A 15,103-nucleotide genomic window follows, 5' to 3' on the forward strand; every position below is an offset into this window, starting at 1 on the left:
TTTTCTAAAGATGGTATTTAAGCCCGTCTATACGGCTTATCATTTCGTAAAAGCTTCTCAGCTCATTGTAGTTTTCCACATCCACAGTAATGGAGATCGAAACATACTTTCCGCTGCTGCTCCTTCTTTCCTGAATGTCAATGACCTCTTTCAGTACAAAAACAGCCTTCACGCTGTCTCTGAAAGAGTCCGTATCGTCCCCCATCATCTTGTATGTGAATCTGGCGGGGTATATCATTTCCGTAAAACTATTCTGCTCGCTCAATTTTTATCACCATCCCCTTAATTTCCGTGACTTTGACCTTATCGTCCTTTTCAAATGCCGAGCCGGATTCAGCGCTCCATATTTCCCCGTGGACAAATACCTTGCCCGCTGAACCGTTCCATGACATGACAGTGCCTGTTTCGCCTATCATCCCCTCCGCCCCTGTGGCAGGTTTTGCGAGAAAATCCCTTACAAGCAGCCTGCCTATGAGCCCGACAACGAGGATAACCACAGCCAGAACACCGATTATCATTCCCCATGAAACGCTTATGCCCACGTTCCCTTCCCTGCTGAAAAGCAGATACATTCCAAAGCCCAATGCCACAACCGCGCCAAGGGTCAAAAGACCGAAGCTTGGAATAAAGACCTCGGCAAACATAAGCGCAAAGCCCGCGATGATCAGCAGCAGACCGAGCCAGTTTACAGGTATTATATTAATACCCATGAGGAAAAGCAGAATGGCACATATGCCTATTCCGGCAAAAACAAACGTGCCGGGCATCTTAAATTCTAGGAAAATGGCGCCTATCCCGATAAAAAGCATCAGCATCAGCACATTGGGATCGCTTAAGAAAAATGCCACCCTCTGCAGAACCGTGGGTTCGAGATAAGTCCTTGCCGTCTGTTCACCGTACTTCTCAGCCAGCAGGGCAACAAGGCCGTCATCACTGTTCACAACAGAGTCTATCAGGTTTGCCTCAAGGGCTTCCTGAGCGGTAAGGCTCAGTGAGTTTGTGACCATCTGCACTGATATATCAAGGTTTCTGCCCCTTTTCTCAGCTATGGAGCGGATGAAGGCCACGGTATCGTTCTCTATCTTTTTACCCATCTCGCCCTCTATGTTCTGCCCGGTAATATTGACCGGGTGGGCGGCGCCTATGTTGCTCCCCTCTGCCATTGCTGCGTAATGGGAGGCGAGGGTGATGAATGTGCCCGCGGAACCAGCTCTGGCTCCCTGCGGGGAAACGAAGGTGACTACCGGGGTTTCGCTTTCGAGTATAAGCTGGACTATCTTCCTTGTGGAATCAAGCACACCGCCCGGAGTATCAAGCTTAATAACCAGCACACCGTCCGCACCGGAAGCTTTGTCAAGGGACTGTTCTATATATTTCTCGGTATAGCCGCTGATTACGCCGTCTATCTCAACGAAAAAATACTCCTTTGCATCTGCGGCAACGGAAGCAAACAGCATCAGAAAAGCAAGCAAAAACCTCATCAGTACCTCCGTCAGGCTACTGTTTTATCATCCTGAAAAAGTAAACGCCCAACTCAGGCGAAAACTTACGATAATATTTTGTTTCGTGGTAATCCACCAGTTCGTTTATAAATACAGTATCGTACGCACTCTTCAAATTTTCCACTGGTTTCAGGTTCAGGACAATCTCTTCGGCGTAGTCGACCTGATCTGTCGCCATGTACAGACTGCCCCCCTTCTTAAGCTTGGAGGTGAGAATTTCTATAAAGGATGTTTTAAGCAGCCTGCGCTTATTGTGCTTTTTCTTCGGCCACGGATCGGGGAAATTCACGTAAAAGTTGTCCACACTGCCGTCTTTGAACAGGCTTATGAAAAAAGTGGCATCGAAATGGATTATCTTTGCGTTTTTCACCTCAGCGGTGCGCACTTTTCTTATCGCCCTGTCGAAAATACGCTTCATTACCTCAAAGCCCAGATAATTCTGCTCCGGATGTTTTGTGGCGAAAGCGCTTATAAACTCGCCGTTGCCTATGCCTATCTCCACATTAAACGGAGCGGTCTTCTCAAAAAAGTCCGATGGGGTGAGCCTTTCATACCCCTCAAACCCGCCTCCGTGGGAAAATTTCTGAAATCTTTCGACCTGCGGGCGCAGGTCTTTGGCGTATATGTATATATCTTCCTGAAAATTAAGCTCTAACTTTTTAATAAGAAACCTCCCTGACAAAAATAATGCGCATTCAGCGCAAACACCCCCGGTTAAGGGGGTGCGCATGTGCTCTGTCTATAACTGTAAGATACTGTATTTGTTAAGCTTTGCTGCCGGCAACAAACTTCCTCAGTTCCGTCAGAACCTCTTCGGGATCAAGTCCGTGCATGCGTGAACCCTTTTCAATGCTTTCATTGGCAACGCCCATGCAGCTCATGCAGCCCATGTTGAATTTATCAAAAACTTCCACCGAAGCCGGACAGGCCTTCAGAACATCCGCTATTATTGTTTTTGCTGTTATTTCCATAATATTTAACCTCATTGCTGATTTAAAATAAATACTGTTGTACACTTGCGGCAGGAAGAGCCTGCCTTCCATTTTTACTATCCAGAATTTTCCGTACGTGGGAACTGTCCGGTTATATACCCGTCATGCTGAACACAGTGAAGCATCCCGGACAGCGTTCATAAATCCCCCTCTGTCCCCCTTTCCTAAAGGGGGAAGCCCGCCCACCCTCCTTTGGCAAAGGAGAGTCGGGGAGGATTAATCAGAGACTCTTCGCCTGAGGCTCAGAGTGACGCAGATCGGCGTGTTCCCATGAAAAAAGAGAGCCTAAGCAAAAAAACTCTTGAGCCGACTTACCAAGTGAAAAACCACATCCTGTGTTTTTCACTTACACGCTCACGCCGAAACAAGTTCGGCTACGCTGCGCACGGCGTGTTCCCTTCCATGGGAGCGTTTACCTCTTCCACGAAAAAAGAAGGTCTAAGCAAAAAAACTCTTGATCAGGTATATGGGTTATGTTAGCATTTCAAGCTCTTTAGATCAAGACTATTGAACATTGTAAAGGTTTAGAATTATCATACATTCGGAGGATTAACATGGCCAGAAGATGTGAGGTTTGCGGTAAAGGACCGATGTTCGGTCACAACATAAGCCACGCTCACAACGTTACAAGAAGGGTTTTCCTTCCTAACGTGCACAAGATGAGAGTTATTGAAGACGGACAGGTTGTCAGAAAAAAAGTCTGCACAAAATGCCTTAAAGCAGGCAAAGTTCAGAAAGCCTAATCAACAGACATTGAACCCTGCCTGCGGCTTTTTTAGTCCGCAGGCGGTTTTGTCCCTTTCTTCATTCTAAAAATCCGGACTTTCAAAAGATTTTTTCTCAAAAATTTTTCAGCGGATATTTTTGCGCCCATGCGTTCGCAATGACGCAGACAACTGCTGCGCCGACTGATCTTATCAAATCAGTTGCTGCGTACTTCCTGAACACCGTCTATATTGAGAAGCTTGTTGATGACAGTCTTAAGCTCTTTTTTATCCTGAACCTCGATGGTAAAGTCCTGCTTGGACAGTCCGTCCGGCGCCTTGCCGGATGAAAGGTTTGAGATATTTATGCCCATCTCCTTCATGATATTTGCAATATCAAAAAGAACGCCGGGACGGTCGATAACCACTGTTTTTATGGCAACAGGCATTCTGAACACCTTTTTATCGCTCCACTGAACAGGAGTGAGTCTCTCCTCGTTTATGCTGCCGTTCAGGATGTTTTCGCAGTCCTTTTTATGGATGACAATACCCCTGCCCCTTGAGATATAACCGATAATATCGTCTCCGGGAAGCGGCATGCAGCATTTGGCGACCTTCACCAGCACATCATCTATACCGTCAATTACAAAGGGCTCCTCGCTCTTCTTCGGAGCCGGAGCCTCCATGCTTTCAACAGCGTCCTTCTTTTTATCCTTAATTTCTGTAAAGTTATGAACTATCTGTCTCGGCGATACCCTGCCGAACCCTACGGCGACATATATATCCTCAAGATCCTTAAGCTTATACTGGGAAGCGATCTTCCGGACATTGGCCTCCTTATTGAAGATCTCCCGGTAGTCCATAAAATACTGTTTGAACTCCCTGTCCAGAAAGTCGATACCCTGCGCCAGTGCGCGGTCACGCTCTTCCTTCCTGATGAAGTTGCGTATTCTGACCTTTGCCCTGCTTGTTTTTACAAAGCCGAGCCAGTCACGGCTGGGTTTGTGGTTGGGCGAGGTGAGAACCGTTACCCTGTCACCGTTGCGCAGGCGGTATTTCAGCGGAACCATGCGGCCGTCAACCTTCGCTCCGGTGCACATATTCCCTATGTCAGTGTGGATGGAGTAAGCAAAATCTATGGGCGTTGAACCGACCGGAAGCTCCACCACATCCCCCTTCGGGGTGAAAACATAGATCTGTGTGGGAAGGATGTCCTCCTTCAGCGCCTCCACAAGGTCAATGGGACGTTTGAGATCATGCTGCTCAAGAAGCCCCCTGAGCCAGCGGAAGGTCTTATCCTCCTGCGGGTCGAAGACCTTGCCCTCTTTATATTTCCAGTGGGCGGCGATCCCTTCCTCTGCCACTTTGTGCATTTCGTGGGTTCTGATCTGGAACTCCACTGCCATACCCTTCGGCCCCACAACTGTTGTGTGGAGCGACTGGTAAAGGTTGGACTTCTGCATTGCGATGTAGTCCTTAAACCTTGACTGTATAGGCATCCACAGATTATGGATTATGCCCATGACAGCGTAGCACTGGGGAACGTTATCCACCATAATGCGCAGGGCGAGAAGGTCATATATCTCCTCAAAGCTTGCGCCCTTTTTCACCATTTTATTGTAAATGCTGTAAAAATGCTTCGGTCTACCCTGAATCTCGGCTCTTATGCCGTTTACCTCAAGCTCCTTCATCACTTTCTGCATTACTTCAAGGAGGTACTGCTCACGCTCACCGCGTTTGTACTTAACCTTCTCGTAGATCTCATAATACATCTTGGGGTTCAGGATGCGGAAGCAGCGGTCCTCAAGCTCCCACTTGATCCAGGCTATACCCAGCCTGTGGGCAAGGGGCGCATAAATATCCATGGTTTCCTGAGCTATGCGTTCCTGTTTTTCCTGTCTCAGGGAGTCTATTGTGCTTATATTGTGAAGCCTGTCGGCCAGTTTGATGAGTATTACGCGGACATCTTTTGACATGGAGACCAGCATCTTGCGGAAGTTTTCCGCCTGCTTCTCCTCTTTGGATTTAAACTCGATCTGCCCTATCTTGGAGACACCATTGACGATAAACGCCACATCCTCCCCGAACAGCGAGGCCACCTCTTCATAGGTTGCGTCCGTATCTTCAAGAGTATCATGGAGAAGACCGCCTATCACCGTGTCCACATCCATGTTCATCTCTGCGAGGATGTAGGCAACGTTCAGCGGGTGGGAAAGGTAGGGTTCGCCGCTGTGGCGTAACTGCCCCCTGTGCTTCTGCGCGGCATAGACATATGCCTTGTGCACTTTTTCAAGCCCGGTTGTGACACCGTTTTTTATCATTTTGTCCTGAATATCCATCAGGCGAATAATTTTCTTGTGTGTCATATATTTTCATCCGCGGGGCGAATATCCTTGAGATTAAGCTGAATGAACTTGCCGCCGTACCACCCGTTGAGAACGGGGGTGAAAACTATATCAAATGAGCTGGAGGAACTTAGCATCTCCTCAGAATCCTTCATGTTATAGCCTATGCAGTCAAATACTCTGCCGTTTTTCTCAAGATATATCTTAAGATGTGTTTTCTCCTTGCCCACGTAGGAGAAGGGCTGGGATTTCCTCAGATTCCTCATACAGAACACGGGCTCCTTATTGCCCGCTCCGAAAGGCTGCATCCTGTCCAGCCAGCCGAGGAGTTCCTTATTAACGTCCTCCGGTTCCAGAAAAGCGTCAATAACCAGCTCCGGTATATAATCATTCTCAGAAAGCAAAGTGTCAACAGCTTCGTTGAATTTTTCTCTCAATTCGGAAATATTATCCATCTGAACCTTGAGCCCGGCGGCGTATTTATGCCCGCCGAAGGTTATGAGCAGGCTCTCGACCTTTTTGAGCCCTTCATAAAGATGAAATGCGGGAATACTGCGGGCGGAGCCTTTGCCCACACCGTTTTCGGAAGTGATTATGATGGTGGGTTTATGAAATTTTTCCACCACCCTTGAGGCGACTATCCCTATCACGCCCTGATGCCAGCTTTCGGAGTAGAGCACAAGCCCTTTGTATCTCTCGTTAAGCTGCTCTGTTTCTATCATGTGGTATGACTCAAGGATAATTTCTCGCTCTATGGTCTGGCGGTATCTGTTCTCCTGATCAAGCTCGCGGGCGAGGTAACGTGCTTCATCCCTGTTATCTGTTATGAGAAGACGGAGCCCTTTGTCGCTGCTGCCCATTCTGCCCACGGCATTTATGCGCGGCGCAAGGGCAAAACCCACCTGTGACGTACCCACGCGGGAGCCGTCCAGTCCGGTGATTTTTTTAAGCTCGCTGACACCCGGCCTTGTGGATTTCTGAGACAGAAGCTCAAGCCCGTGGCGTACAAAAATTCTGTTCTCCCCCACAATGGGCACAACATCCGCCACAGTGCCGAGGGTTACAAGATCAAGGTATTTTTTTATGTTAGGAGCGCCCTTGCCGAAGCACCCCTGTTCCCGCAGGTAGTAGCGCAGACCCATTACAAGTTTGAAAGCTACACCTACCCCGGCAAGCTCTTTAAACTCGTAATTATCTCCGGGCTGGAGAGGGTTGATTATACACAAGGCTTTTTCAGGCATGACCTCAGCGGGCTGATGGTGGTCAGTTACTATGACATCCATTCCGAGAGAGGCGGCATAGGCCACCTCATTCACGGCGTTTATGCCGCAGTCCACTGTTATTATGAGTTTGGTTCCCCTTGAGGCTATCTCGTCCATGGCTTCGCAGTTGAGGCCGTAGCCCTCCTCAAGCCTGTTGGGAATATAGTAATCCGCATTAGCTCCTATTTCGGTCAGGAAAAGGAACATCAGCGAAACAGAGGTAACGCCGTCCACATCATAATCACCGTAAATGCATATCCGCTCACCCTTTGCCAGGGCAATGCGTATACGCTCCACAGCGATTTTCATCCCCTTAAGGTTAAAGGGGCTGTTGAGCTCCCGAAGGGGTGTTTCCAGAAAGCATTCTATGGTTGAGTCATCAGTAAGATGTTTTTTGACAAAGACTTCGCAGAGACAGTCCGGAACCCCGATTCTTCGCAGAACCTCAAGGTGCGGAAGAGTATCCGCCCTTTTGTAGATCCACTTATACTTAGAACTCATGTAGGTTTCAAAACTGTTCGGGTTCAAAAGCATCTCCGTGCTCAGACGTTTAATCAACTCGCCTGCGACCCCTGCATATCATTGCAGGAAAAAACACTTTCCGAACAGAAGAACGTGCCTAAAGGAAGCTCACCGGCTTTATCGGCTTGTATGACTTGGTAACAGGAAGGCTTTCAGGTGTCTGAAGTCTGTATTTGTCAACTATTTTGGTTTCGATAACCTTTCCCTCGCTGTCATACAGAGTCAGTTCATACTGACTGACAGCAGCGCTGTTCACAAGGGATGCCACAAGCCATGCCATACTGATTATAAATGCGACGTACCAGTACTTCATGCTGGCTCCGCCGAAAATATCCCTTAATTCAGGCATTATTCCACCGCCGAAATTTAATACTTTATTTATACTTCAATGAAAGTAAAAATACAAGTATGGTTAGGGAGTTTAATTTCAAATGAACCGCGGTTTACCGTTTATATATTAATTATTTCACCGTTAAACCATCATTGTGTTTAATACAGGAATCGGGTTATATATATTTATGAGCGAAATTTTCTTTCTCGTGCTTCCGGTTTTTATAGTGCTTGCAACCGGAAACCTGCTTAAAAGAATGAAGATAGTTGACGACAGGTTCATAGCCTCGTCCAATACGCTTATCTTCAAGGTCACACTCCCCGCACTTCTTTTTCTCAGCATTTCCCGCTCAAACCTCAAGGCTGTGTTTGACTGGCGGCTTGTGGCAATAATTTTCGCATCTGTCTTCCTTGTTGCCGTTCTGAGCTTTATCACGGCAAAAATCCTCCGCCTCAGCCCGGATATAACAGGCACATTCGCCATGAACAACTTCCGCGGCAATTACGCGAACATGGGGCTGCCCGTGTTCTTTTATGTCTTCGGGCAGGAAGGACTTATGTACGCCAGTGTCCTCATGGCGTTCATTGTGCCTTATGTAAGCATGCTGGCGATAATCGGCCTCAGCCTCACCTCCGGCGACAGAACCAAGATAGCCCCCATGATGAAAAACGCGGTGCTGAACCCCCTCGCCATTGCCTGTATGGGCGGACTGCTCTATTCATACATCGGCATACCCATGCCCGCATTCATCAACAAGTCCATCTCCATTATCAGTGACGTTACGCTCCCCCTCGCACTGTTCTGCGTGGGCTCCACAATCACGCTGGAATCAATGAAGAATGACTTTTTCCTCAGCTCCCTGAGCTCGTTCTTCAAAATGCTCGTCGGACCCGCCATAGCCTTCTTCATGCTGAAAGCATGGGGGATTGAGATGACCATCGGCGCTAAGGCACTAGTGGTTCTGCTCTCCTCCCCTTCCGGAACGGTAAACTACGTGTTCGCCGCAGCAATGGGGGGTAACACACGCCTCACCGCAAGCACCATAGTCACCACACACAGCTTCTCTATCCTCACATTCATCATGTGGATTATGATAGTCGGCGTATAGCCTCCAGAACATCCCCGTCAGTCAAATCAGCATCTATCTCAATGGTCTTATGCCGTGAAAGCCCGCCCGCGCATATCCTCACCGATGACTTGGGCAGCTTCAGCGCCTTAGCGAAAAACTGAACCACCGCCTCATTCGCCGCACCCTCAACAGGCGGTGCTGCGACCTTTATCTTCGCCTTTCCGTCAAACTCCCCGGCATACCCGCTCTTCTTCGCGCCGGGCTGGATATAAACATGAAATTTCATACAAATATAATACATCATCACCCCTTGCGGATAAAACAGGTATCTTTACATTTAATATAACGGGTGCTAATATCCTGCACTGACAAGCCTTCGGAGGTCTATTTTGAAAATCGGAATTATCGGAGCCACCGGGTACACCGGATTTGAACTGGTGAAAATTCTTGCGAAACACCCTGAATTTGAAATAACGGCACTTACCAGCACCACCCTTGCAGGTACGCCCTATTCCTCAGTTTATCCCCAGCTCCGAGGCGTTGTCGATAACATCATAGAAGCCGATGACTATGAAAAATGCGCTCAGAAAATCGATGCGGTATTCCTCTGCCTGCCCCACACGGCAAGTCAGGAAGCGGCTGCCTTCTTCCTCTCCAAAGGGAAAAAAGTAGCTGACCTCAGCGCCGATTTCAGGCTGGGTAGCAAAGACCTGTACGAGTTTGTGTACAAAGTGCCACACAAAAAAGAGGAACTCTTCGCAGAAGCCGTTTACGGCATGCCCGAAATATTTGGTGAGCAGCTTAAAACCGCAAAACTGGCAGCCATACCCGGCTGTTATCCCACTTCAGTGATTATGCCCCTGTTTCCCCTTCTGAAAGAAGGACTTATAGACGGAGAGTTCATAGTTGCGGACAGCAAATCCGGCATAACCGGCGCAGGCAAGACACCCTCAGAAAAAACACACTTCTGCAATGTGCAGGAAAACTTTCAGGCATACGGCGTACTCAGCCACAGGCACAACCCCGAAATTAACTTCATTCTCGGCAAAGCGGGCAAACCCGTGGACGTAACCTTCACACCCCACCTCGCACCTATAAATAAAGGTATCGAAAGCACCATATACGCACGGTCACACACAGATATATTCCAACTCGCTGAATGCCTCAAAACATTCTACAAAGGCAGGAGATTCGTCCGAATACTCGACTTCGGGAACGTCGCCGCCACAGCAAATGTCCGCGATACCAACTTCATAGACATCGCACTGTTTAAAAAAGCAGATAAACTCGTCATTACCTCCGCCATTGATAACCTCGTGAAAGGCGCAAGCGGAGCCGCAGTGCAGACCATGAACGTAATGTGCGGACTGGATGAAACAACAGGACTGATATAAGTTTCGGTTTTTTCTTTTATAATTGAAAGAACCCTTTCTTTAACAGAAAAGAACGGGTTCTCTCAAACTCTCTCCCAAAGAAACTGAATTTGTGTTGAGAAACAAGTGAGTTTTTGAAGGGGTTTAGGGATACTTTGTTCCTAAAAAGTTTCCCTAAGAAAATCATAATAAAAATATATTTAAGGAGAATTTATCATGGAACATATAAAAGGCGCAGGAGTATGCGGCTCTTGTTTTACCGGCTCGGATTTCACATCCGTGTAATTCCTCGCCACATGCTCGCGGGCGGGTAAACCGCCCTTCGCTTCGCACGGCGTGTTTCCATCCATGGGAACTTAAAAGGTGCGCATTACAAATTACAGATTAAGGAGAATTTATCATGGAACATATAAAAGGCGCAGGAGTATGCGCACCTTTGGGATTTTCGGCATCGAGTGCGGTTGCGGATATTAAGGGGAACGGCAGGGGGAGGAAGGACATGGCTCTTCTTTATTCCGAGGTTCCGTTTAATGCGGCGGCTGTTTTCACATCCAACAAATTTTGTGCTGCTCCGGTTATTCATGGGCGGGAGCTTATCGGGAAGAAGGGTAAATTCAGCGCGATAGTTGTAAACAGCGGCAACGCCAATGCCTGTACAGGTGAGAAGGGGCTTGCGGCCTGCGGTGAGATAACGAAGTCTTTTGCCTCTGAGCTTGGGATTGATGAAAGGGCTGTGCTTATTTCGTCCACGGGTGTAATCGGCGTTCAGCTTCCTGCGGGAAAAATGACGGCTAAGGCGGCTGAGCTGATAGACGAGCTTGATTCCTCAAACTCGAATGAGTTTGCGGAAGCGATCATGACTACTGATGCGGTGAAAAAGGAATATGCCGTGCTGGTGGAGACGCAGAACGGCGCTTATGTTGTTGCGGGTGCGGCGAAGGGTGCGGGGATGATTGCCCCGTCCATGGCCACTATGCTCGGCTTTATCACAACAGATGCGGCGGTGAAGACAGACGCATTGCAGGAAGCGCTGAATTACGCAGTGGCTGACAGCTTCAACTGCATCACCGTTGACGGGGACATGAGCACCAATGATACGGTATTCCTGTTTGCAAACGGCATGAGCGGCATCATCCCTAACAGGGAGGAGTTCTTCGAGGCGGTGAAGACCGTGTGTGTTGAACTTGCAAAAATGATCGTGAGGGACGGCGAAGGCGCTACCAAGTTCTGCACGTTTAAGGTCGTGAACGCGGCAACAGAAGAGGATGCGAAGAAGTGTGCCTTTGCCCTTGCCAATTCGCCTCTGGTGAAAACCATGCTCCACGGGGAAGACCCGAACTGGGGAAGAATTTTCGCAACGGTGGGTGCATGCGGCATAGCGTGCAGACAGGACAATGTTGATCTGTATTTTGAAGACCTGAAATATGCGACAAACGGCGTGATAGTGGACTATGCCCTTGAACCGAAGGCTGCTGCGATCATGAAAAAGAAGGATATAGAGATCACTGTGGATCTGAAAGAGGGCTCGGCTTCGAAAACGGTTTACACCTGCGACTTCACGAAGGAGTACATATCCATCAACGCGGATTACAGAAGCTAGGAAATTGCTGAGAGTCTTTATCCCGTGAGGGTTCAGACAGTTTTCAATATCCGTTCAGATAAAAAAAGGCGGTGGTTAAACCACCGCCTTTTTGTTTTATGGTTGTACGTTTCCTTAACCGAGAAGTGAAAGAGCCATCTGCGGAAGGCTGTTTGCCTGAGCAAGCATACCGATGTTTGACTGCATAAGAATCTGGTTCTTAGTGAACTTAGCCATCTCGTCTGCTATGTCAAGGTCACGTATCCTTGATTCTGCTGCTGTCAGGTTTTCTCTTGTAGTGTCGAGGCCTGTCATGGTGTATTCAAGCCTGTTGATCTGAGCACCTATTGTGGCTCTCACGCCGGACACTGTTTCCAGAGCTTTGTCAAGCTTGGTGATTGAGCTCTGGGCAAGATCCTGATCAACCATCAGAACATCGTCTATACCGAGGGCAGCAGTGTTAACCTGCGGTATGTTCGCAAGGATAGTCTGGCCTTCGTTAGCACCTATCTGCATTTTCATGGCGTTGTCAACAAGGTGAAGCTTGATGTCTTTGCTTTCGCCTGTTGCGGAGAACTCCATTGTTTTCTTAGTGGAGTTCCAGCTTATGCTTACGCCGACATCGCTGTCTATCTTAACGTCAACACCCTGAATTACTCCTCTGAGGGTTGAGTCGTTAACGGAGTCGGAACCTATGAACTTGCCTGTGTGAGCGTCAGTAACTTTAATTGTTGTCTCACTGTTCTCTCCTTTCTGTATAGTAGCAAGAGAGAGGGCGTTTATAAGGTTCTGGTCGCCGATGAAGGACAGTTTGCTGTCGTCGCCAAGACGTGCGGTCTGGATTACGAAAGTACCTGCAAGCGCTTCGTTTGAATTGTCGGTCACGTCACCTGTTGAAACATAGTTCACGAGGTTGTTGTTTACAGTTGCGGACTCATCACTGGTTCCGGCTGTAGCACCCATGCCGAGTTCAAGTATAGCACTGGTAAGTTTTTTCTCAAATTCGGAGACTGTATCATCCCCTTCAAGGTAGATGGTAGCTGAGCTTCCGTTACCGAAGATAGTCAGTTCCTGAGGACCGGCTGCAAAAATGTTTACGCCGTCGTCAGTTGTGAATCTTGCGATGTCTTTGAGTTTCGTTGTACTGGTTGCAGCTTCGCCGCCGCCCGCAACAAGAAGGTCAAAAGAACCATACTTTGTTGCTCCTATTGTAGCGCCGCTTGTTGCTGTGTTCTCTCTGAAGTTGAGTGTCATGTTACCAACGTCAAGGTTGCCTGTTTCAACATTAAGAGCAGCATGGTAAACAGTTACGCTGTTGTAATCGATAGTGGTATCGCCGTTGTCGGCTTTGGTCAGTTCGTTGTTGCCGTAAGACAGAGTGGGCCCGGTTGTGCCTGCTGTCCCGCCGGAGATAGCAATTGTACCGCCGCCGGAAGTAGTTGAAGTATTAACTGCCTCTGTTGTGCTGAGGAGTATTTTGTCTCCGGACTGCATGTTGGCATCTGTTCCGATAGCGATGGAAACTTCGCCTGAGAAACCTGAGCCGGTCATGCCTGAGAGGTCAAAAACAAGGTTGTCTGCACCGTCATATCCACCCTGAATTGAATAAGTTGACTTCTCGCCTGTTTTCGCATCAACAAAGGTTGCTTTGAAAGCGTAGTTCGCTGGAGTACCTGCTGACACGGTGAAATTTTCCTGTGCTTCAAGCAGAAGGTAACCGGACTCAGCCACAGTACCGCCAGGTGCCCATGTCGCGGCGGAGCCAAAGTTAGAACCGGCCTGTCTGTACACACTCATTGTTAAAACATCAGAATCTGTGTCCGCACCTGCGCCTACTGTTACGGTGTAGTAAGCTGTGCCTGTGGAGGCAAGTGTGTTGGGGTCTGTTACGAAACCAACGTTAGTGTTGTTAACGTTTCCGCCTGCGGTAACAATTTCGGCTCCGATAGCATCTTCGTTCAGGGTCATAACGTCTGATTTGTAGACATAGTTTTTACCGGGGTCTACAGTAACGTTAAGGTTGTAGTTGCCTTCGGCCACTGCACTCTTAACAATAACGCTGAGGTCTGAACTGTCGGAAGACCACAGAGCGGTTGCATCTCCGTTAAGAAGCTTCTTGGTGTTGAACTCTGTTGAGGAAGCTATTCTGTTGATCTCTTCCTTGAGCTGGTCAACCTCTTTCTGGATCTCAGCCCTGTCGTTCGTGGTGTAAACACCGTTACCCGCCTGAACAGCAAGCTCTCTCATTCTCTGAAGCATGTCCTGAATGTTCTGCAGGCCGCCTTCAGCAGTCTGAAGAAGTGATATACCGTCCTGGGCGTTGAGTGAAGCTCTTTTGAGACCGCTTATCTGGCCTCTTAATTTCTCGGAAATTGCAAGACCGGATGCGTCGTCCGATGCCGAGTTGATTCTAAGACCGCTTGAGAGTCTTTCAAGTGACTTAGCTACCGCGTTGTTTGTCTGTCCCAGGTATCTCTGAGCCGTCAGAGAAGGGACGTTCGTGTTGATATACATTGCCATTGTAATACCTCCGTGTTTTCATGGCCGGCATCCTTGCCGTTTTTACTCTTGTTTTTTACCGAAAGTTCCAGCGGCTCCCTGACGGGAGTTTTGTGGTCAGCTTTTAAGAAGAGGGGCTGAAATTTTTCGAAAAAAAAAGGCCGATGACAGGATTAAACCTGACATCGGCCTGAGTATTTCAGTACCAATTCCTATTAAGTTTTAACTTCGGCATTTATGGGAAGATGAGGCTCATTTTATATGTCGCCTTTGGTGTCTTCCTCTGCATGAATGTAGTATCGAAAATACAAAAGAGATCTTTAGAAAAAAAATTTAAAAAAGATCGAAAGAAGGCACTAGTTCATTGAGGGAAAAGGAGTAATTTCATCCTCTTCCTTAAGAAACCCGTTCCGGATGAAGGAGGGCGAACTCAGCCGCCCTCCGGAAATATACTGAACTCTGTTATAATTTACTTACTGAATCTTTCAGAACTTTTCATCCAGCATAAGCCCCACCATCTCTTTGATGTTCCGGGAAAGCCTGACGGCCTCCTCAGACGGGATCTGCTTGATTACACTGCCCTTTTCTCTGTCTATGAGTTTCACTATCACAGCATTAAGCTGTTTCTCAACACTGAACTCACGCTTAACGTCCATACTTTTGAGACTTTCGTTAAGCTTTTCGACAGCAGACTCAACTTCCTCTTGTTTTACCTGTTTCTTTTCCTTCTCAGTGTCCACCTTTTCGGCAGCGTTGCCGAAGAGTTTTTCATTAACCAGTTTTATTGACTGCGAAACACTCTGAGTAGCCTGTACTTTTGCTCCGCTGCCCGCATCGGGTGTACCAGTTTGAACGTTCTTTACAAATTCAATCATGACTACACCTTAAATAGCATCCTAAGAGACGGCTTTCACCACCTCTTAGG

General features: G+C 48.0%; 14 protein-coding genes. 4 read left to right on the forward strand and 10 right to left on the reverse strand.

What is annotated here, in order from left to right; genetic code table 11:
* Positions 1 to 4: 4 nt before the first annotated feature.
* The 4 genes from OSQ85_RS06110 to OSQ85_RS06125 all read right to left on the reverse strand — a co-directional run bounded on the left by OSQ85_RS06110 (position 5) and on the right by OSQ85_RS06125 (position 2,473).
* Positions 5 to 265, reverse strand: coding sequence for an HP0495 family protein (locus OSQ85_RS06110; RefSeq protein WP_265821959.1), 261 nt, complete (start codon positions 263 to 265; stop codon positions 5 to 7).
* The gene (locus tag OSQ85_RS06115) at positions 249 to 1,481 is read right to left on the reverse strand and encodes an NfeD family protein (RefSeq protein ID WP_265821960.1); all 1,233 of its coding nucleotides are present in this window, start codon (positions 1,479 to 1,481) and stop codon (positions 249 to 251) included. Before OSQ85_RS06115 ends, OSQ85_RS06110 begins: the two co-directional genes overlap by 17 nt.
* A 16-nt stretch (positions 1,482 to 1,497) precedes the next feature.
* Positions 1,498 to 2,184 carry a tRNA (guanosine(46)-N7)-methyltransferase TrmB gene (gene trmB / locus OSQ85_RS06120; protein WP_265821961.1) on the reverse strand — a complete coding sequence of 229 codons (687 nt, stop codon included), beginning with the start codon at positions 2,182 to 2,184 and terminating at the stop codon, positions 1,498 to 1,500.
* An 82-nt stretch (positions 2,185 to 2,266) separates the two neighbouring features.
* Positions 2,267 to 2,473: a DUF1858 domain-containing protein gene (locus OSQ85_RS06125; protein ID WP_265821962.1), complete on the reverse strand. Its 207-nt coding sequence runs from the start codon at positions 2,471 to 2,473 to the stop codon at positions 2,267 to 2,269.
* 575 nt (positions 2,474 to 3,048) lie between these two features.
* Here OSQ85_RS06125 and rpmB point away from each other — a divergent pair.
* A complete protein-coding gene (rpmB, locus tag OSQ85_RS06130; RefSeq protein ID WP_265821963.1) occupies positions 3,049 to 3,237 on the forward strand; it encodes a 50S ribosomal protein L28 in 189 nt (62 codons plus the stop codon).
* Positions 3,238 to 3,416: 179 nt separating this feature from the next.
* On the opposite strand, the gene OSQ85_RS06135 is transcribed toward rpmB, so the two are convergent.
* From OSQ85_RS06135 to OSQ85_RS06145, 3 genes are all read right to left on the reverse strand, one after another.
* A complete protein-coding gene (locus tag OSQ85_RS06135) occupies positions 3,417 to 5,564 on the reverse strand; it encodes a RelA/SpoT family protein (RefSeq protein WP_265821964.1) in 2,148 nt (715 codons plus the stop codon).
* Positions 5,561 to 7,363: a single-stranded-DNA-specific exonuclease RecJ gene (gene recJ, locus OSQ85_RS06140; protein ID WP_265821965.1), complete on the reverse strand. Its 1,803-nt coding sequence runs from the start codon at positions 7,361 to 7,363 to the stop codon at positions 5,561 to 5,563. Before recJ ends, OSQ85_RS06135 begins: the two co-directional genes overlap by 4 nt.
* A 61-nt stretch (positions 7,364 to 7,424) precedes the next feature.
* Positions 7,425 to 7,676 carry a hypothetical protein gene (locus tag OSQ85_RS06145; RefSeq protein ID WP_265821966.1) on the reverse strand — a complete coding sequence of 84 codons (252 nt, stop codon included), beginning with the start codon at positions 7,674 to 7,676 and terminating at the stop codon, positions 7,425 to 7,427.
* Positions 7,677 to 7,845: 169 nt separating this feature from the next.
* Between OSQ85_RS06145 and OSQ85_RS06150 the strand changes: the two genes are divergently transcribed.
* Positions 7,846 to 8,766, forward strand: coding sequence for an AEC family transporter (locus OSQ85_RS06150; protein WP_265821967.1), 921 nt, complete (start codon positions 7,846 to 7,848; stop codon positions 8,764 to 8,766).
* Here OSQ85_RS06150 and OSQ85_RS06155 read toward each other — a convergent pair.
* Complete coding sequence (locus tag OSQ85_RS06155; RefSeq protein WP_265821968.1) at positions 8,747 to 9,013, reverse strand: DUF167 domain-containing protein; 267 nt, start codon at positions 9,011 to 9,013, stop codon at positions 8,747 to 8,749. The two genes, OSQ85_RS06150 and OSQ85_RS06155, sit on opposite strands and share 20 nt — an antisense overlap.
* A 103-nt stretch (positions 9,014 to 9,116) precedes the next feature.
* On the opposite strand from OSQ85_RS06155, the gene argC reads away from it, so the two are divergent.
* Together argC and argJ are read left to right on the forward strand one after the other, a co-directional pair.
* On the forward strand, positions 9,117 to 10,121 hold the full coding sequence (gene argC, locus OSQ85_RS06160; RefSeq protein WP_265821969.1) for an N-acetyl-gamma-glutamyl-phosphate reductase: 1,005 nt from the start codon (positions 9,117 to 9,119) through the stop codon (positions 10,119 to 10,121).
* 379 nt (positions 10,122 to 10,500) lie between these two features.
* Positions 10,501 to 11,700 carry a bifunctional glutamate N-acetyltransferase/amino-acid acetyltransferase ArgJ gene (gene argJ / locus OSQ85_RS06165; RefSeq protein WP_265821970.1) on the forward strand — a complete coding sequence of 400 codons (1,200 nt, stop codon included), beginning with the start codon at positions 10,501 to 10,503 and terminating at the stop codon, positions 11,698 to 11,700.
* Positions 11,701 to 11,814: 114 nt separating this feature from the next.
* Here the strand turns inward: argJ and OSQ85_RS06170 are convergent, their stop codons facing one another.
* Entirely contained in the window at positions 11,815 to 14,199 is a 2,385-nt protein-coding gene (locus tag OSQ85_RS06170) for a flagellin N-terminal helical domain-containing protein (RefSeq protein WP_265821971.1), read from the reverse strand.
* A 464-nt stretch (positions 14,200 to 14,663) separates the two neighbouring features.
* On the reverse strand, positions 14,664 to 15,053 hold the full coding sequence (locus tag OSQ85_RS06175; protein ID WP_265821972.1) for a flagellar protein FlaG: 390 nt from the start codon (positions 15,051 to 15,053) through the stop codon (positions 14,664 to 14,666).
* Between the last annotated feature and the right edge of the window lie 50 nt (positions 15,054 to 15,103).

It is taken from the genome of Geovibrio ferrireducens (genome assembly GCF_026226615.1).
Classification (GTDB): Bacteria; Chrysiogenota; Deferribacteres; order Deferribacterales; family Geovibrionaceae; genus Geovibrio; species Geovibrio ferrireducens.